This is a genomic window from Burkholderia sp. HI2761, assembly GCF_002223355.1.
GTDB lineage: Bacteria > Pseudomonadota > Gammaproteobacteria > Burkholderiales > Burkholderiaceae > Burkholderia.
Genome location: NZ_NKFN01000007.1, coordinates 676,582 through 694,724, shown reverse-complemented (window position 1 = coordinate 694,724; position 18,143 = coordinate 676,582). Strand labels below are relative to the sequence as shown.

Below are 18,143 nucleotides of genomic sequence, written 5' to 3'. Positions count from 1 at the left end.
ATAGCCTCACAATTCAGAAAGAACGGACTTCCACGGCGTGTCTCTGGACGCGTTCTGCAGCGTTTCTCTTATCGCTTGCAACTGGTCAAGAACAGCTTCCTTGCCACCCAGATCTGCCTTTTGCAGGAGTTGGTTGACCTTCTGGAAATAAACGTCAGGATGCTTCCCGTTATGCAATATACCGCCAAGGTCGTCGGCATTATTACGATTAGGCAAAAACACCCCATTCAATTCTGAGTCAACGTCAATACCGTATTTGCTCAAAATAGCACGCGCAGGAGCAGCTTGCTTCGAAGTATCGCCAACCATATGGTGTGCGGCAGAGTTGGCCGGGCGAGTTATGCCCGACTTCTCCATATTGTTACTCAGCTTGACTGAACACCACCCCCATGGGTCGGTCCATTGCTGCGAATTCGGGCCATAGGCATATAAGTTTCCACCTCCGTATAGCCCAATCGGATCCTGATTGATAAACCGCCCCACATCCGGATCATAGAAACGGAAGGTGTTGTAGTGTAGCCCCGTACTTTCGTCGGCATACTGACCGGCATAGCGCAGCGGCTGATCTGTCCGCGCGGTCGCGAGCTGCCGCTTGCTCGGCTCGACTTTGCCCCACGCCGTGTATTGCCCCGCCCAGGCCAGCTCGCCAGCCTCGTCGGTGACCTCTTGCGGCGCCCCTGCCAGATCCGTATGGAAGTGGTAGATCCGCGACGCGCGCTTCGCCGTATCGATCGCGGCCGCGGCCAGGGCCTCCGCGATCACCGCATCGACGCGGGCAGCCGGTGAGTACGGATCATCAGGGCTGTACACATAGCTGCTCACGCCTGTCTCGCGCACTTCCTGCGCGAGGCGCAAGCCTTCCCATACGAACCGTTTCGTCTCGCTGCGCAGTTTCACACCACGCACGTCAAAAGTGGTATCGGTCTTCGAAATACGCCGGCCCAGCGAATCGTACTGGAAGCGCGTTTCGACCACGCCTCGCGCGTCCTGCGTGCGCACCGCGATCAGCCGATCTTGCCCATCGTATGTGAAGCGCTGCTGCTGGTTGGTTCCGCGAAGCTTCGTCGCCAGATTGCCGAACGGATCGTATTCGAAGCGGATGTCCTGCCACATCCGCAGACGATTGCCTTCGACGTATCCGCGACTCTTGCCCTGTGCGCCGTCGAGCATATTGCCAGCGGCATCCCAGGCAAATTCCTCGAGCTCGCGATCCATGGTGTTCACACGACGTGTCAGCTGTCCGGCCGGATCGTAGCTGTACTGCGTGCTGCCACGCAGGCAGTCGCTGGTCTCGATCAGTTCGCCCGCTGCGTCGTAGCCGTAGTTACGCCACAACTGCCCGCGTCCTCGACCAAGAGCGTCCGGTTGGAAACCAGCGGACTGCCAGACTCTTCGGCCAAGCGGATCGTAGGCAAAACGCTGAGTCAGCCGCCCCTGTGTTCTCGCGATCTCGCGATGCAAGTCGTCACGCTCGAAGTCGCTCACCACCTGATCACCACAGCGGATCTGGTGAACGTGACCGGAGCCATAGCGCAGCATCTGTAGCGTCTGGTCGTTGGGTAGCGCGAGCGATATCACGTTGCCCAGTTCATCAAGGTTGTATTCGACGTCGCCATTCGCACCGTGCTCGGCGACAAGGCGACCAACCTTGTCGTATTCGAAACGCACCACGTCCGGCGTGATACCCAGTGCGATACCCGCGGACGTCGGTGTACGCTCGATCTTCACCAGTTGGTCATTCTTGTTACGCTCGTAACGTGTAGTATCGGTCGACGTATGCTGGACCTTCAGGTTACCCATCCGGTCGCGTTCGAATCGAATTGTACGGATCGGGCGATCCGCCGTCGCATGACGGTCCGGCGAGCCCACGATGTCCACAGCAAGCAATTCTCCGCCTTCGCCATACTCGAATCGCCGCTGGACACCATCGGGCCTCGTTTCGGTCAACAGACGGCCGCCGGCGCTGTACGTGAACACGTAGCGTGCGTGGTGTTGCTGGAGTTCGCGCAGGCGCCCCGCTACGTCATAGTGATAGCGGGTCCGTCGTCCGGCAGGATCGATCGCTTCGACAAGTTGACCGCGGGCATTTCGCAGTGACTGCTGCATCCGGCCTCCGAGGCCGACATGCCGCACGACGAGCCCAGCCGCGTCGTATTCGAAAGTCTCCGTGCTGCCATCGGGATACGTGATACGACGTGGCTCGCCGGTCGGACGTATGTCATACGCGACCCGCTGCCCCAGGGCGTTCTCCCGTGCAAGCGGCAGTCCAAACGCGTCGAAACTGCTGCGCGTGGTTTTACCGGAGCAGTCCGTATAGGCAACCAATTCTCCGAGACGATTCCACTCGAGCGTCTTACGTCCGCCACGCGCGTCGATATGTGCGATCGGCAACGCAGTCAATCCCTTCGGATACTCGTAGCGATTCTCGTGGCCAAGCGGATCCTTGGTCGACAGTAGCCGGCCTTGTGGATCGTATTCCGCGCGCCAGGCGCCGCCGTCGGCCCCGACAACCTCCACGGGCCGCATGCTGTTGCCGTCGTAACGAGTCCGAGTCGTACGGCCCAGCGGATCAGTCTCGGCGACGATCCGTCCCGCGTCGTCGTACTCGAACTCGACCGTGCGCTCACCCGGCAGTATCAGCATCACCGGCATGCCGGCGTCGTTGTATCTGATCCGGTGGAGTCCGCCGTCGAAGTCGGTGTACTCGATAATCTGAAACTGCGCGTCGAAGCGCCAGTGCGCGGTTCGTCCATCGGGGTACCGAACGCGAGTCTTGCGGCCTTCGATGTCATATTCGAGCGTCGCGTCCTCGCCTTCGCTGGTGCGCGTCGCCACAACCCTCGGCTGCCCTTCGATCGTCGACCACACGTAACTCGACGTGAAACCCAGTGCGTTCACGTGACTCGCCATCAGGCCATTGACGTACGTAAATCGCCGTACGACCGCCCCGTTCGCATCCGTCACGAACGCCAATTGACCGTTTTCATCGTACCCGTACGCGACAGCGAGGCGTCGTTCGTCACCATGGACTAGCGTGACCGAACCAAGGCGGCCGTGCTCCCCTTCGTAGTCGAGAACGGCCTGCAGCCCGCCACACGTCAGAATCTCGGTGACGCGGCCGCGGCTGTCGCGCTCGAACTGGCACCACTGCCCTGCCTGATCCTCGATACGGCGCACCCACGCGATGCGGCCGGAGTCCGGCTCGTACCGGCCGAAGTCGTAATACGTCTCGCCAATGTCATGCAGGATGTAGCGGCCGTCGGGCGTACAGGTCAGATAGCGTTGCTCGGCCTCGCTGAATGCGGCTTGCCCGGCACGCAGCAACGGAAATCCGCTCTCGCGCCCTTGCGCGTCGGTGTACCAAAGCCGCCCGTCGCGGGCATGCAGACGAAGCTCCCACGGCGCTACCCAGCCACGGCCAAGCGTCCCCGCATAGTCGATGCTGCTCGAATAGAACCGCTTGATCGCGACCGGCATCGGGCTCGGGATCACGAAGTCAGTTTCCGATTCGGCCAACAGGATCTTTCTTCCGGTCGTGACGTCGACCGGGTTGCCGAACATCCCGCCGAGCGCCTTGTTGATCGCCGGCGCGGCAACGTACCGCCCGAACGCTTCACCGAGCACGTACCCACCGATGAACTTCGCAGCGCACGGCAGGACCGCGCGGGATAGCCCGCCAGCCTGCTTCAACAATCCACCCAAGCCGCCGACCAGCCCCGCCAGCACGAACGCCCATTCCGTCGCCGTCCGCAGCCACGGCGGCACTTCGTCGTCAACCGGTAGGTATGTCTGGGTGCCACCGTGAAAGAACGTATCGTGCGAACCGTCACCGATCGTCGCGCCGCAGGTAATCTTGTCATCCTTCCGCGCCGCGGGCCGCCCGTTGATGAAAATGTTCGTCGAGCCTTGCGCGACAAGCGGAATGGGATTGTGCTTGCTGCAGGCCACGCCGCTCAGCGTCGCATAGGCCGCCGAAAGGGAGTTGACGTAGACGTCCGGTGAACCGGTAATGATGTTGCCGGATTGCGAGCTGAACATCTTCCCGATCGACTCCCCTATTGATAGGAGAGCCTGCGCTCCGATACCGGCCATCATGCCGGCCAGCAACGCCACGCCGAATCCGCATGTGAATGTGGCGAAGGCGACTGCGGCGATCAGGGCAATGCCCAGCACGGCGCCGACCAGAAAGCCCGCAAGTGCGCTGGTGTGATCGATTGGGTCAGTGACTCGTGCGGCTTCGTACACGATGATGGTCCTTTGCTGTTGTTATGCCGACTCTTGTTCTGCCGGACGGTAGCCGTCGAGCCAGTTGCGCCACAATGCGTCGAGCGTTTCGCCGAAGCTCTTCGCGCTCGACGCGGTAAAGATCAGCACGCGTCCCGGGACAACGATGAATGCGGCTTGCCGTTGAAATACGGTCTTTGGACCGTTCCGATAGGCAGCGTCGATGCGCTCCCCAGGCATTCCTTGAGATTCAGGCCCAAGCCGTTCAGCCTGGCGCGAAAGCACCCGGTGTCCTTGCAATCTGGATTTGAGCAGCGCGATCTGCCGATCGATATACGGCGCAAGGGTCTCTCCGTCCTTGAGCCAGTCGCGTGCGACACTGAGGCTCGGCTGCGCGGCCGTATCGGCCGGCACGAAGAGGTTGGTCGTGCGATCCTCGAAACCGTCCGGCAGAACGATGCTGCCTTCGTGAATCCGGATACGGTTTTCGGAATCCGTCATGCTGGTTCTCTCGTGATGTGTAGTTGTTGGAATGAGTGGAAATCAGCGCCCACTCGCGCCACCACTCATTTTCCTTGCAGCGCGACGGCGCTTTCCCGGCGCAAGCGCAAGCTGCCCGCGAGCAATACGACATGCGCGGCGAGCCACGCGTAAAACGCAACGCCGTAGCCGGATATCGGCGTCGCATCTGCTTCGTTGAAGTACCACTTCGTCGTGAGCAGTGAACAGAGCGCACACGCGAGCGCAGCGGCCGAAAGCTGGCTCGCGCGGGTATATCGGCTCCGACCGAGCTGGACGGCCGCGGCCACGTAGAGCGGATTGGCCAGCCATGCTGGATTGAGCATGAACAGTCCCAACCAGCCCTGGGCGAGAACCGACAGCCCGCTGAGCGACGCTTCCTTTTCGAAATGCATCGCCGGCATCGTCAGCGAGAGGAAGTACAGCGCCCCGGATACGCCGAGGACCGTCTCTCGCCTGACACGCGGCGTCGAATCAAAAACGTTCATCATTTCCCGAATCCATTGCACGACGCTTCAACCGTCACGCGTGCGTTCAATCCGTCTGGCCGGCCGGCGTCACGACCTTCTCGCCGCGCGCGCGCATCGCTGCGCGTTGCGCCTTCGGATCGAGCGGCGGCCACGGCGCGCCGGCCGTGACGATCTTGCGACGAACCTCTTCGATACGCGTACGCGCCGGCGAGTCCGCGGCCGTATGGTTCTTCAACTCGTTCTGCAGCACCCACCCGTACGACACGCCGAGCTGGCTGGCAATCTTCGGATCCGCGCCGTGCGAGAGGAGGTAGTCGACGACGTCCCACTGCTGAATCATCGTCGCCTCGAAGAGTGCGGTCTTTCCAAGCGAATCGCGAGCGTTCACGTTCGCCTTGTGCTCAACCAGCAGCTTCAGCTGGGGCAGCAGCCGGTTCTCTGCAACCGCGAAAATCATCGGGGTGTCGCCGTTGTATTGCCAGTTGGGATCGAGTCCGCTGTTCAACAACACGCGCAGAAGGTTGGGCGTATCGGCCCGCAATGCGACATCGACCACCGATCCTCCGCTGGCGCCGACCGGCGCCTTGGGATCCGCGCCGCTCTTCACGAGCACCGAAATGATCTGGTACCGTGGATTAGACGCGTCGTTCTTGACCGGGACGATTTCCTGCACTGCATATGACAGCAGAGTCGTGTTCTTCGCGCCCGGCACATTCAGATCAGTCTTAGGCGCGAGCTGCTGAACGCGAGTGAGATCGCCATCATGAATGGCCTGAGCCAACGTGAGTTGCTGCCCCGAAAAGAAGTCTTCCGGTGCGTAACGCTTGAAGCCAGTCATGTTCGTCCCTTGGGCTTGAGTGGGCCACCAGAGCGGCGAGGACACTCCAACGAGTGCGGCAATCGCGCCGGCGGTTATCGCTTTCTTGTATCGCATCAGTGAGATGAATTCAGTTGGGAGACCAGGTCGAGCTGATCCTTCGCGACCTGCTGGTTGATCCCGTTCGTCACGTCACCCATCAGGTGACGGCCGACCGTGGTCACGCTTTCACCGTCGAGCGTGACGGGGCTGCCAACCGCCTTGGGCATTAGCGCCGCCGTACCGTCGCTGATCGGCCCGAGTCGCCCTTCCTGCAGGCCGGTCAGGATATCGCCGTCGACGCGGTACGCCGTGATGTTGGCCGGTTGGGCGGTCCCGCCGTATTGCGCGACGGTCTCCGGATTGAGGCCGGCCGCATTGAAGGTCACAGCAGAACCGCCGCTGGCCTCGGCTGCAGCGGACGCCAGGCCACCGCCGAGCGAATGCCCGGTGAAATCGACACCGGCCGACGCGCCCGTGGTCTCGATGTTCTTGCCGATCGTGACCGCATTGCGGTAATACGGCGCATCGGCGCCGAGCCCCTGCGCCATGTTGTTGCTCATGTCTTCGCCGAAGAGCTGCTGGGTACCCTTGAACGCGACCGTCGGCTTCATGCTATCGCCGAAGACATTTGCATCCGGGATATACATCTGCGACCCGAAGTGGCTACCGCTTTTCTCGAAGTCGCTCGGCTTGAGCCCGAACGACTTCAACGCTTCCGGATCGTTGGTCGCCATCTTCCACCCGGTCGGCGGTGGATCGTTAGGGTGATACACGTGGTCCGCGAGTTTCGCCAGTTGCTGCGCCTTCAGCGAACTCGCCAGTTTGGCCGCCGCTGCTCGCGTCGCCGGGTCGGGGCTCGCCAGCCCTTTCGCGATCGTCGCCTGCTCCGCCGCCCACTCGAGCGCGAGCGCCTGTTCCGCGGACTGCGCACTGCCGCGATTCAGATGGATGACCGGCCCGTCGAGATAGATACCGTTCGCGTTGATGACGATCGTTGACGGTCCGAAGGTCAACTTGATGCTGTCCGGCGTCATCGTCACGACGCCATCGCCAACACGATGCTCGATGCCGTCACTCGCCTGATGGCTTTGCATGCCGGGCCCGGCCTTGCTTGCGATGGCCTTCGTATTGATCACGTTCGCCGTGGTGTCGCGCGTCAGCGCAATGGTTTCCTTCAATCCGCCCTGCGCGATCTGCTTCGTCTCGCTGCCCTTGAGCAGCGACACCGTGCGCCCGCCGGCTTCGATCGTATGCGTTTCCGAATCCTTGATGACCGTGTTCATGTCTTTCTGCGCGTGCAGAAAGACCTCTTGCGCGCCGTTCACGTCGGAGAACCGCAGTTCGTTAGAGCCGGCGCCCTTGTGCGTCTGGCTCTTGATCCCCATCGTCTGCCCGGCAGCCCCGTGATAAGGGTTGCCCTGCTCGCCGTTGTAGACGCGGCCCACGATGACCGGATTGTCGGGGTCCCCTTGATTAAACGCGACCAACACCTCCTGATTGATCCGTGGGATAGCGGCCGCCCCCCATCCGTCGCCCGCCCAAGGTTGAGAAACACGGATCCACATCGAATCCGATCCGTCCAACTTGCCGCGGCGATCCCACAGGAAGTGCACCTTCACGGCACTGCCGTTCGTGTGAATTTCTTCGTCCTTTGGGCCGACCACAATAGCCGACTGCGTGCCGTGAATGACGGGCTTTGGGGTATTCCTGGCCGAACGATACGGAAACTTCTTCGGGAGCAGAGAAAATGTGTTGCGGTACGGCAGTTTTGCGTTGTGTTCCGTGTAGTCGTTCACGGCCTCGTGACGAACGTGCAGGATGGCGTATTCCTGATTGTTGGCCATGACCGGATGGTTCGTCACCGTCACGCTGCCCGCAGTTGTCATCCGCCACGCGTAGCCGCTACCCGTATAGCGATGTGCACTCGCCTCTTCGGCCTGCATCGCGATGCGGGCGTAACGGTCGCCGTCATCGCCGTGGTCGAACAACGACTGGTGTTCGAACCGCTCCGTCGTCTCGAGACCCGCATGCCGGAGATTCTCCGGCTCGGCCTGCGCCAGCATCAGCGGCGACGAGGGGTTCTGGTGATTGAAGTCGCGAAAAGCGATCTTGCCGACACCGAAACGCCGGCCTTCATGCAACTGGTCGATACCGTTGTCTTCACTCGCCGCGCTGGCGGCATATGGCAAGTTGGCCAGCCCGTCGATCGGGCGGAAAACGAAATTCGTATCGCCGATGACGAGGAAGTGCTTTTCCTTCTCGTAGCGGTGCGTCCAGATCAGGCCTTCCTGCTCCATCAGACGCGCACAGAAGTTGTAATAGGACTCCTGGTACATCACGATGTATTCGAGCGGCTTCTGCGCGGTCCGGATGTCGAACTCGAAATCGGTGAACCCGTGATCCTGGAAAATCTCGGTGAGGATGTCCTGAGCGGTCTTGTTCTGGAAAATCCGGCAGTCGGTCGAGCGCGTCAGAAACCAGAACCACGGCGCCACCGTCATTTGATATTGCGTCACCTTGCCCGGGTTGCCCGCCCGGTCGAACGACGTGACGTATCCGTCGAAGTAGCGAATGCTGTCGACCCCGCCTGACGAGACGATGCGCTCGAGAGTGGATTGCCGGGCGCTTTGGTCGAATCGAATCTTGATCGGTTGCCCGATCAGTTGATCGGGCACCAGATCATGTTGGTGCGACAGTAAATCGAGGTGGATTTCCGGCAATCGATTGACATGTTCATCAATGACCGCGGTGCTGACCAGCAGCACGTCCGGACCGAGCGGCGAGTCAATGGTCACGTATCGATTTAGCTGAGTCAGTCGAGCAACGCCGCCAGCCGCATTGTTGAGCGCGTCCGCAATCGCAGCCGGTGTTTTGTTCATCAGCGAAAAACCGGTCTGCGCAAGCTGAACCGCGCGTTGCACGGTATCGATATGACTCGCGACGCCGGCGAGCGGGCCAATCTGGCCTGCCACCGTGGATGCGACCGGCCCGGCAAGGCCGCCAAGCGCGCTCAGCGAGCCCAACAGATTCCCGCCGGAACCAGCCGGAATACCGCCATTCGGGGCGAAACTCATTTGAATTCCCTTTATTTTCGTCTCAGGTTCTGTCCCCAATTGGCTCACCAGCTTGAGGCCCCGTTACTGTAGGACAAAACGTTTGCCAGCGAAAGATACCTGAAATTCCTTTGCAATTTCCCTGCTGATACCTTTTCCACCCGCAAATCAAATAAGCGGTTGGGAACCGGCGCAGGGTTCACCGCGTCGCAGTACCGCACCGGTCTCTGCCGAGACCAATACGATTTGCACGAAGCTGGTGACTGGAACGTACGGGGAAAATAGTCGATCCATCACGCGCCCCAATCCAGCGAGACTGAATTGGACGAAACGCTGCTCGTCGATCACGAGCCGGACCTCCAATCCTTGGACGAACGCTGAAGCCGGCTTGCCTGGCATCCAGCGCCGCACCCGTTCAGTCGAGAGCGACACGAGCGCGTCGAATCGCCGGCCTGCGTCGGGCGCGGACATGCCGAAGCGGGTGCACAAGCGCTTGAACTCATTGAGGCCGTCGGCGTTTAGCCGCACTGCCTGCGGAACCAGCCACGACAGTAATTCCCACAGGTCGCCGCGGCGAAGAATCGGCGCGGGACTTGCACTGGGCTGAGCCAATAACTCGATCTCGTCACCCGAGTCCCCATCGCGCACGGCCAACTGGCGCTCGCGCATGTCCGCCAGGTTGCCATTTGTGCAAGACAGCACGATGTCGAGCTGGCGCTGCGCGGCCGGATCAACGGGCTCGCCGCGGACGTTCACAAGCGCGAGTTCCAAGCCACGCAATCCGGCTGGGCGCGCTCCAGTTACCAGTCCGCGCAGCGCTTCCTGTCCCGGCTTGCCGGGCTCGGAAGGCGGCTTCGGCGCGCGCCGGGCTTCGTCCCGCAAAACGATCCAATACGGGCCTGGAGCTGCGCCAAGCGCATGCTGCAAGGATTCGAAGGGCGGCAGAAGCGCGGCACCCTGGGCGGTCGTGATACGGACCTGATCAACTGACCAGATCTCGGTCGTGGCTGCGCTCTTCAGCGAAAACGGTTTCAGCGCATAGTACGCTTGCCCAGCCTTCGTTTCGATTGGCTCAGCATTGCTCGAGAACAAGTTGACTACTGGCGTGCAAAACAGCCGGACATTGTCGGCCGACGCTGCAATAAGTCGTTGGGCGCGACGTGAGTCGGGATGGACGCCGGCAAGGGCCAAATGCAACGTGATCCGGCGCGCACCGCCCGCCAACCGTTTCAACCGCGCCAAATCCAGATCGAGGTTATCAAATCGAGCGGGAAAGGCGCCGTACTCCATCAACAAATGAAACGGAGCAGTCGTGTTGTCGCGAGGCGGCGGAAGCAGCGCGTCGGCATCGTCGAAACCTGCGGCCGTCAGCGGCATGTCCAGCCGACGCCAGCGCCCGTTGCCGTCCAGTTCAACGAAGGCACGTGTGGCGTGCATCAGCACACCGTCGGCGAGCGCAGCCACCACCTCCCTCTCCCCCGCCAAGTGCAACCGCAGCATATCGGGAGCGATGGAGAACTGGGCTGACGGCGCCGTGAGCTCAAGGGTGAAAGACAAAATCCCCGTCGTGTCGGACGGCAGTGTCGTTTGCATCGGCGCGACGGTCGACGTCGCGTAACGTACAGCGGAAACGGTCAACGGCACCAACGTGACGTCGGCGGCAGTGCGGCACACCAAGCGGCTATTCGGCGCCACCAATTGGGTGCCGCGTGGAACTATTCGAGGCTCGGTCTGCTTGCTGTCTCGATCCACGCGGAATTGGGCAATCGCACAAGATGGAAACGGCCGCAGGAACGCGCCGTGGATTGTGTCAATCAACGCGTGAGTAAACTCTGGCACCTCATCTTCGAGTCGGATGTCGTGCCGAGCGCACATCAACGCGAACGATTGCAGCAGCCGTTCGACGTGTGGGTCATCCGAGTGCTCACCGGACATCGCAAGACGAGCCGCGATTTTGGGGTAAAGCTCGGCGAATGCGCGCGTCGAGCGGCGCAGCAGACCCAACTCACGCTCAAAATGCGGTAGAAGATCCTCGGGTTCGATGGCCATACGCGTTTCAGATGGTCACGCCGATCTGTCAATCGGTACCGTGCTCATGGGTAGACGCAGCGATTCTAACCGGGCGTCGCGCACGCTTATCTCGAATTTATCGAGTCGAGAGCGAATCAATCGTAGCGTTTGAAATACGTAGGCATGAGCCTTACCGTGAAACGAGGGCCGCCACTATGGCCCTCGTGACAGCCCTCTGGGCTTCGGGAGGTTCGGTTGCCCATCGCCAAGCGAGCAAAAGCGATGAGCACGCTCTCGAAACTTCTCTGCATCGTAGCAGAGCAGGTTCGTTCGTCGGCATCGTTTAACGATTGTTCACCGATTGCCAGCCATGCGCTCAATATCGCTCGTCCGCAGGCACCGACCCCGAACGGTTTCTGCGTCGACACAACTGGCCCAGTGTGGCAAAACGAGCGTTGCACCGCGTTCGCCCCGGGTGTCGCGCTGCCGGTCGCCGGCGAGGGCGCGACTGGTACGGCCGCAATCGCCGGCGGATCTGCGCTATCGAGCGCCGCGTTGAACAACGTCTCGACCGACTGGAACTGCCGCACCGCGTCGGCCTTGGTGTAAAGCGTGGTGGTGCCCAGGCTTGCATGGCCGAACAGCTCCTGCATGTCACGGATGTCGGCACCGGCATCGAGGCCGTCGTTCGCGAAGGTGTGGCGCAGCCAGTGCGCGCTCGCGCGGCGGAGGTCGGCGGCCGCATTCGGGTACGTCGGCGCCAGCTGGTCAGCGGACCGCGCAAAAATCCCCTTGAAGAGCCGGCCGACCACGTCCGGATGGAGTGCTTCGCCGGTCACCAGGTGCGCGATCAGCGGCGTGTCGGCCGGCGCGGTTTCGAGCGTCAGCGGCACCGGGCGCGTGCGCAGTTGCCGTAGACCAAAATAAAGTTGTCACCAAGCGTGGCGCCGCGAAGACCGGTTTCAAGTGCCGCGCAGCTTGCAGCGGCGCCGCCGCGTCATCCGGCCCCTATGCGTCGAATCGGATCGCACCGCTCTCGATGACAGCCTGGCCGCCGTATTGCCAAGTGATGTTTCGGTTTTCATGTCCGATCGGCAAGCCCGAATATATCGGCAGATCAAGGGTGCCCAGTACATCGACCAGCATCTGCTCGAGCGTGAAATCCGCGTCGTCCGGAATCGGGCAACGCGTGAATTGCCCGAGCACGAACGCGCGGGCTCCGTCGAACGCGCCGGTCAGACGCAGTTGCGTCAGGCTGCGGTCGAGCCGGTAGCCGAATTCCGTCACGTCCTCGAGCAGTACGATCGCGTCGCGTGAGCGAAACGACCAGCGTGTACCCGCGACGCTCGCAAGCACCGTCACGTTGCCGCCCCACAGACGTCCCTGCACCGCGCCAGGGGCGCCGGACAAATGCCGCAGGCTCAGCGGGGCGCGTTTGCCACCGGTCAGCACGGCGCGAATGTCGGCACGCGTCGCGTCGTCGACCTTGGTCGACAGGCTGTGGAATGTCGGACCATGCAACAAGCGCACGCCGGGCCGGGTGGCGAGCGCGCAGAACAGCGACGTCGCATCGGAAAAACCGATGATCGTCTTCGGCGTCGCGATCTCGTCGGGCAGGTGCTCGAGCAAGTGCGCGCAACCGAACCCTCCCCGCGCGAGCCAGACGATGTCGATCGACGGGTCCATCAGCATGCGCCGCAGATCGTCCGCGCGCTCCTCGGTGGTACCGGCGAAATAGCGGTACCGGCTGCCGAGATGTGCGCCCGTCGTGACTTTGAACCCCCAGCTCTCGACCAGCGCGATGCCACGCTCGATGCCTTGCGGATCGGGCACGCCCGCGGGCGCGACTACGGCCACTGTCTTGCGTCTTGATTCCATTGAACAGATACCGGAAGGATAAGAAAAAATATCGGCATTGACGACACGCCAGAAAAACCCGGCCGCAGCCGGGTTCCCCGTCACTCAGGACCGCATGATCAGGTACACGGCCAGGAGCGGCATGTTCGCCGCGACGATCGCCGCCAGCGGGTGTACAGCCCGTACCTGGCCGGCCACAGAGCCGACAGGCCCCGGTCGACGGCCGCCTCCGCGATCCGCAGCGCCGCGGCCGCCATGGCCCTGCCCCACCCGCCTGCCTTGAACTGCCATGCTGTCACGTTCATTGCCGAGATCCTGTGGGTTCGCACGGTGGGTTCCATCGCGCCGGCCGCTCACGCAGCGGGCTCGCCGTCCGGCGGATCGGGGTCCGGCAGGAACGAGACCTGGCCGGGCGGGATGACGAAGCTCGGCAACCAGTCGTCGAGAGCCGTACACACGTGCTCGTAGGCCGCGTCGAGGCCGGAGCCCTCCGGTGCATTCGGCGCATCCGGAAACAGGCGACGGCCGATCTCGATCATGTCGCCCCAGAGGAAGCCGTACCGTCCCCTTTCCAGCATCGTCCACAGTGCGTCGTAACGCTCGGTCTCGAGGGACATCAGGCCGACCGACATCGCGTCGGCGATCCGGAATTTCACGTAGCCGATGCACCACTCAATGAACGTCTGCTGGACTGCGGTCATCGGATGTGTCATTTCGCGATCTCCTTCGCCAGGCCCTAGCTTGGATGAAATGCCCTTAAGGTACCCGATCCACCGACGCCAGCGTGCACGTCGTCTCGTCAAGTCCTTCGAAGTACGCCCAGTACAGCGCGAAATGGGCGGGCGTTTCGCGCACGTCAGCGGCCTCACGTCGGTGCCGGGCTCAGCCAGCGCGTGCGCCGTTTCAGCTTACCGATCGCGCAACCGACGATCTGGCGCGAGTACAGATCCATAACAGCCGCCAGATACAACCAGCCCTCGTAGGTCCGGATGTATGTGATATCCGTTACCCAGACCCGGTTCGGTGCGGTTGGCGCGAACTTACGGTTCAGCACGTTGGCGATTACGCTGACCGGACCACCCCGATAGCGGGACTTGCTGCCATAGCCCACTTCTGCCCGCAGACCTTCGCCTTTCATGAGGCGATGGACGCGGTGACGGCTACACGTTTCTCCCGATTCACGCAAATCCACTGTGACTTTGCGGTAGCCATAGACGCCGCTGGCCAGCCAGGAATGCTTGATCAGACCGAGCAATCGATCATCCTCACGCTTGCGGGCACCGACTGTCGCCGCTGCCAGACGTAATAGCCCGCTGCGATGCACGCCAAGGACTCGGCACATCGAGTGCAGGCGGAACTCGCCGAGATGGGCTCGCATGAAGGCGTACCTTGCCGCTATCCCTTTGCAAAGTACGCGGCCGCGGCTTTTTTTAGAATGTCGCGCTCCTCGGTCATGCGCTTGAGCCCGGCCTTCAGTCGCCGAACCTCAGCGCTCTGATCCAGCTCCGCCTGCCGCACGATGTCGGGCCTGCCGAACTTCAGTTTCCAAGCGTAAAGGCTGTGGGTCGTGATGCCCAGCCGCTGCGCCATATCCGCCACCGAATGACCCCGTTCGGTTACCTGTTTGACTGCCTCGATCTTAAACTCATCCGTGTACCGCTTGCCGCTCATCCTGACCTCCTCGGTTGCCATAAATTATGGCTCGAAGATGTCTACGAAAGGCTGGCGGGTCCACTCTGCCGAAAGCACCCTTTGTTCCTGATCGGCATAGGGGGAAGCCAGCAGGCTTCGCCCCTGCCACACCACCCGGCATGCGGGTCCGCACCGGGCGGTTCGAGGAGTTGAGGTCAGGAGAGACGGGGCGGGCCCAGACGGTCAAACCATGCGATGGGCAGCACGCCGTTGAGCAACTGCCCGCTGTTGCGCCACCAGCGACGGCTGTTGGCCGCCACTTGGCGCGCAGCATCATGCGCTGCGCCGAGTGCGCGCAGTTCACGGTACATGGCCGTGCCGCGCTTCCAGTGCTTTAGTTGGAGCGCGCGCAGGCGATGGCGCAACCATTCGTCCAGGTCCCGCATCACGCCCGGCGTCTGCGCCAAACGGAAGTAGCCCTTCCAGCCCAGCAGGTAGGGCCTCAGCCTCTCCACCACTTGTTGCAGGCTGCTCCCACCTCGACGCGTCAGTTCCCGCACGCGTTGCCGGAACGTGGCCAACGGTTTGTCTGCCACCTTGCGCTTGACCACACGGCCTGCGGCTACCCAGAAGCTGTAGCCCAGGAACTTGCGCCCAAACACGCTTGCCACTGCGCTTTTGGCTTCATTGATCTTCAGGCATAGCCGCCCGTACTGCCGCCGCAACAGCGCCATTACCCGTTCGCCCGCACGGCGAGAGCGAACGTACACGTTCGCATCGTCGGCGTAGCGCACGAAGCAATGACCCCGTCGCTCCAGATCCTTGTCCACTTCATCGAGCAGCACGTTCGCCAGCAGCGGTGAGAGTGGTCCGCCTTGCGGCGTACCCTCGTCCCGCCCCTGCACCACGCCATCGCTCATCACACCCGCGTTCAGGTACGCCCGGATCAGCCGGATGACACCAGCGTCCCCGATGCGCTTCTGCAAGCGGTCAATGAGTATGTCGTGATTGACACGGTCAAAGAATCTTTCCAGGTCGACGTCCACCACGATCCGCCGGCCCGATTGTACGTACGACTGCGCGGCTAACACCGCATCGTGCGCACGCCGCCCCGGTCGGAAGCCGTAGCTGTGCTCGCTAAACGTGGGGTCTAGAATCGGTTGTAGCACTTGCAGCAACGCTTGTTGGATCAGGCGATCCGTCACCGTCGGGATGCCAAGCTCACGCTCACCTCCATCCGGCTTCGGGATCGCCACCCGCCGTACCGGCATGGGCCGGTACGCCCCCCGCAGCAGTTGCTCACGTATTGCCGGCCAAGCTGTCACCAGATGCCGCGCGGTCTGGTCAATGTCCAGCCCGTCAACGCCCGACGCACCCTTGTTGGCCCGCACCCGTTTGAACGCCTGCCGCAGGTTCTCTCTCGTCAGCGCCGCTTCCAGCAACGCCGACCCTGTGCTCCTCGTCTCATGCCGCGAGCCGCAGGCTTCGTCGCTCACGGCTTCACGCACAGCTTCACCGCGCGCTGCCACCGCTCGCCCCGCTCGCCCGGGCATCTGACGCCTTGCCTGTTGCGTCGGCATGTCGTTGAACACTCCTCCTCGTTTGGTCCTTCGCCACTAGCCTCGGCCTTCCCGGCCTATCCTGCGGCTACTACGACCTCTGCTGACTCCTCGCTCCGGCTCGACGCCGTTGCCCGTTCAGGCATGAGGCGAGGCCTCCCCAGGTAAGAACGCACTCCTTCATCGCACAACCGCCGCATCTACACTGCTTCGCCTTGATCACGAGAGCTTCGCGGTTTCTGGCCCGCTCGCCCTGCTCAGCAGCGCCTTCTATGCAGTTCTTGTTCATCGGCTCGCGATTTACGCTCCACGCTTCCTCCCCACGCTCGGTCGCCCTCACGCAGTTGCGCTTCACTTCATTCGCCGTGACCAGCTTATGGCGGGACTTGCACCCGCAGGAGTGCACCCATGCTGGGCGCACCAAAAAAAAGGGGCGCGTCATCGCGTCCCCTGCGTCGGGACGCGGGCGTCGCAAACTGCCCCGGCCGCAGTTCATGCCACACGCTCTATGTTGTACAACTTCATCCATCGATAAAGCGTCGCGCGCGACATACCCAACTCGCGCGCCGTGCGCGCCACACACCCGCGATTGTCGAGCAGCCCGTTCTTGATGACGTGCCGCATTATCGATTCGTGAATTTCGGAGACTGGTTTTTTCACGTTCAGATCGACACGAGTCTCGATCTCGAGATCCTGCGCGGTGATAAAGCGGCGATTCGTCATGACGAGCGCACGCCGAATGCGATTGATCAACTCGCGTACGTTGCCGGGCCATTCGTAGCGATGCAGTGCCGCGATCGCATCCGCCGACAGCCCGCAGACCCGTCCGTGGCAGTCGCCTTTAAATTGTTCTATCGCATGACGCGCGAGGCGCTCGATATCCTTGCCGCGCGCTCGCAACGGCGGTTGATCGACCCGAAGAACGCACAGGCGATGATAGAGATCGGCACGAAACCGCCCTTCGAGCGACGCCCTGTGGAGATCGACGTGTGTGGCGGTAATGATCCGGACGTCAACCTGCACAGGGACTGAGCTGCCCAGACGGAAGATCGTTCCTTCCTGTAGAAAACGAAGCAAGCTGGCCTGGCTTTCCAACGGTAGATCGCCGATCTCGTCCAGCAGTAGCGTGCCGCCATTTGCAGACTCGATATAGCCCTTTTTCCGCGCACTGGCACCGGTAAATGCGCCCCGCTCGTAACCGAACAATTCGGACTGAAGCAAATGCGACGGTATCGCTCCGCAGTTCAAAGCAACGAGCGGCCCCGACGATCGTGCGGAATTTTGATGAATCGCAGCTGCGGACAGCTCCTTGCCCGTGCCGGTCTCGCCGAAAATGTGTACTGGTGCGTCCGTACGGGCCACGCGACGCAGTTTTTCGTACAGTTTCAACATCACGTCGCTTTCGCCGATCATCCCTAACTTCGACGCGAACCGAATCGGCTGATTGGCGGCGAGCAGACTTTCCATCCCGTACGCGTGCCCTACCGCGTCGACGATCCTGCCGGCCTGCATCGGCAAACTGATGTAATCGAAACAGTAATTTCTGATTATGTCCCGGACGATTTCCATCTCTGACTGATGCTTGTCGATCAATGCGACCCACGCCACGTTTCGCCATGCAGCACATTTCAAATACGTAGCTTCAAGCTCATGGATGTCCCGCCCGCCCAGATCCAGTACACCCCCTCTTACAGCGTTATTCGTGGACACGCCGAGGTCGCCGTCACGGGCGATCGATACGCTCCAGCCGCGTCTAGAAAATCCGTCGATCAGCACGGTTTCCGGGTAATTGGTCCAGTACACCAATCTTCGGCGTCTTTCGGTATTCGACATTATGTTCTGCATCCCGATCTTTCCGTTTTCATCGCCGCGCCCATCCTGCAACGTCGATCGCGCCGCGACAAAATTTCCAAATGCCCGCCCGCGATTACAAATTACCTCAACCACATACCCAACAGCC

The 18,143-nt window shown here is 61.7% G+C and carries 11 protein-coding genes and 1 pseudogene; all 12 read right to left on the bottom strand.

Annotated features, from left to right (window positions below; genetic code table 11):
* Positions 1 to 6 precede the first annotated feature (6 nt).
* Positions 7 to 4,245, bottom strand: coding sequence for an RHS repeat-associated core domain-containing protein (locus tag CFB46_RS20630; protein WP_089501070.1), 4,239 nt, complete (start codon positions 4,243 to 4,245; stop codon positions 7 to 9).
* 21 nt (positions 4,246 to 4,266) lie between these two features.
* Positions 4,267 to 4,725: a DUF1795 domain-containing protein gene (locus tag CFB46_RS20625; protein WP_089501069.1), complete on the bottom strand. Its 459-nt coding sequence runs from the start codon at positions 4,723 to 4,725 to the stop codon at positions 4,267 to 4,269.
* 65 nt (positions 4,726 to 4,790) lie between these two features.
* Positions 4,791 to 5,234 carry a hypothetical protein gene (locus CFB46_RS20620; RefSeq protein WP_089501068.1) on the bottom strand — a complete coding sequence of 148 codons (444 nt, stop codon included), beginning with the start codon at positions 5,232 to 5,234 and terminating at the stop codon, positions 4,791 to 4,793.
* Between the two features lie 43 nt (positions 5,235 to 5,277).
* On the bottom strand, positions 5,278 to 6,147 hold the full coding sequence (locus CFB46_RS20615) for an ankyrin repeat domain-containing protein (protein WP_089501067.1): 870 nt from the start codon (positions 6,145 to 6,147) through the stop codon (positions 5,278 to 5,280).
* Positions 6,147 to 9,146 (bottom strand): type VI secretion system Vgr family protein, encoded by a 3,000-nt coding sequence (locus tag CFB46_RS20610; protein ID WP_089501066.1) that lies wholly within the window; start codon positions 9,144 to 9,146, stop codon positions 6,147 to 6,149. The genes CFB46_RS20615 and CFB46_RS20610 overlap by 1 nt, the downstream gene beginning before the upstream one ends.
* Positions 9,147 to 9,293: 147 nt before the next feature.
* A complete protein-coding gene (gene tssF / locus CFB46_RS20605) occupies positions 9,294 to 11,174 on the bottom strand; it encodes a type VI secretion system baseplate subunit TssF (RefSeq protein ID WP_089501065.1) in 1,881 nt (626 codons plus the stop codon).
* Positions 11,175 to 11,290: 116 nt separating this feature from the next.
* A complete protein-coding gene (locus tag CFB46_RS36505; RefSeq protein ID WP_306427318.1) occupies positions 11,291 to 12,028 on the bottom strand; it encodes a tyrosine-type recombinase/integrase in 738 nt (245 codons plus the stop codon).
* Positions 12,029 to 12,143: 115 nt separating this feature from the next.
* Positions 12,144 to 13,097, bottom strand: a complete 954-nt coding sequence (locus CFB46_RS20595; RefSeq protein ID WP_306427317.1) for a S66 peptidase family protein — start codon at positions 13,095 to 13,097, stop codon at positions 12,144 to 12,146.
* A gap of 248 nt (positions 13,098 to 13,345) precedes the next feature.
* Positions 13,346 to 13,705 carry a hypothetical protein gene (locus CFB46_RS20590; protein ID WP_227789654.1) on the bottom strand — a complete coding sequence of 120 codons (360 nt, stop codon included), beginning with the start codon at positions 13,703 to 13,705 and terminating at the stop codon, positions 13,346 to 13,348.
* Positions 13,706 to 13,905: 200 nt separating this feature from the next.
* Positions 13,906 to 14,663, bottom strand: a pseudogene (locus CFB46_RS20585) (IS3 family transposase); the annotation flags it as partial.
* 176 nt (positions 14,664 to 14,839) lie between these two features.
* Positions 14,840 to 16,204 carry a group II intron reverse transcriptase/maturase gene (gene ltrA, locus CFB46_RS20580; protein WP_089501063.1) on the bottom strand — a complete coding sequence of 455 codons (1,365 nt, stop codon included), beginning with the start codon at positions 16,202 to 16,204 and terminating at the stop codon, positions 14,840 to 14,842.
* A 471-nt stretch (positions 16,205 to 16,675) separates the two neighbouring features.
* Positions 16,676 to 18,016, bottom strand: a complete 1,341-nt coding sequence (locus CFB46_RS20570; RefSeq protein WP_227789653.1) for a sigma-54 dependent transcriptional regulator — start codon at positions 18,014 to 18,016, stop codon at positions 16,676 to 16,678.
* Positions 18,017 to 18,143: the final 127 nt, after the last annotated feature.

Excerpts from the sequence above, each read along its gene's own strand:
- ltrA (WP_089501063.1), bottom strand. The coding sequence starts at position 16,204 with ATGCCGACGCAACAGGCAAGGCGTCAGATGCCCGGGCGAGCGGGGCGA.
- CFB46_RS20590 (WP_227789654.1), bottom strand. The coding sequence starts at position 13,705 with ATGACACATCCGATGACCGCAGTCCAGCAGACGTTCATTGAGTGGTGC.
- tssF (WP_089501065.1), bottom strand. The coding sequence starts at position 11,174 with ATGGCCATCGAACCCGAGGATCTTCTACCGCATTTTGAGCGTGAGTTG.
- CFB46_RS20625 (WP_089501069.1), bottom strand. The coding sequence starts at position 4,725 with ATGACGGATTCCGAAAACCGTATCCGGATTCACGAAGGCAGCATCGTT.
- CFB46_RS20610 (WP_089501066.1), bottom strand. The coding sequence starts at position 9,146 with ATGAGTTTCGCCCCGAATGGCGGTATTCCGGCTGGTTCCGGCGGGAAT.
- CFB46_RS20620 (WP_089501068.1), bottom strand. The coding sequence starts at position 5,234 with ATGATGAACGTTTTTGATTCGACGCCGCGTGTCAGGCGAGAGACGGTC.
- CFB46_RS20570 (WP_227789653.1), bottom strand. The coding sequence starts at position 18,016 with ATGTCGAATACCGAAAGACGCCGAAGATTGGTGTACTGGACCAATTAC.
- CFB46_RS20615 (WP_089501067.1), bottom strand. The coding sequence starts at position 6,147 with ATGCGATACAAGAAAGCGATAACCGCCGGCGCGATTGCCGCACTCGTT.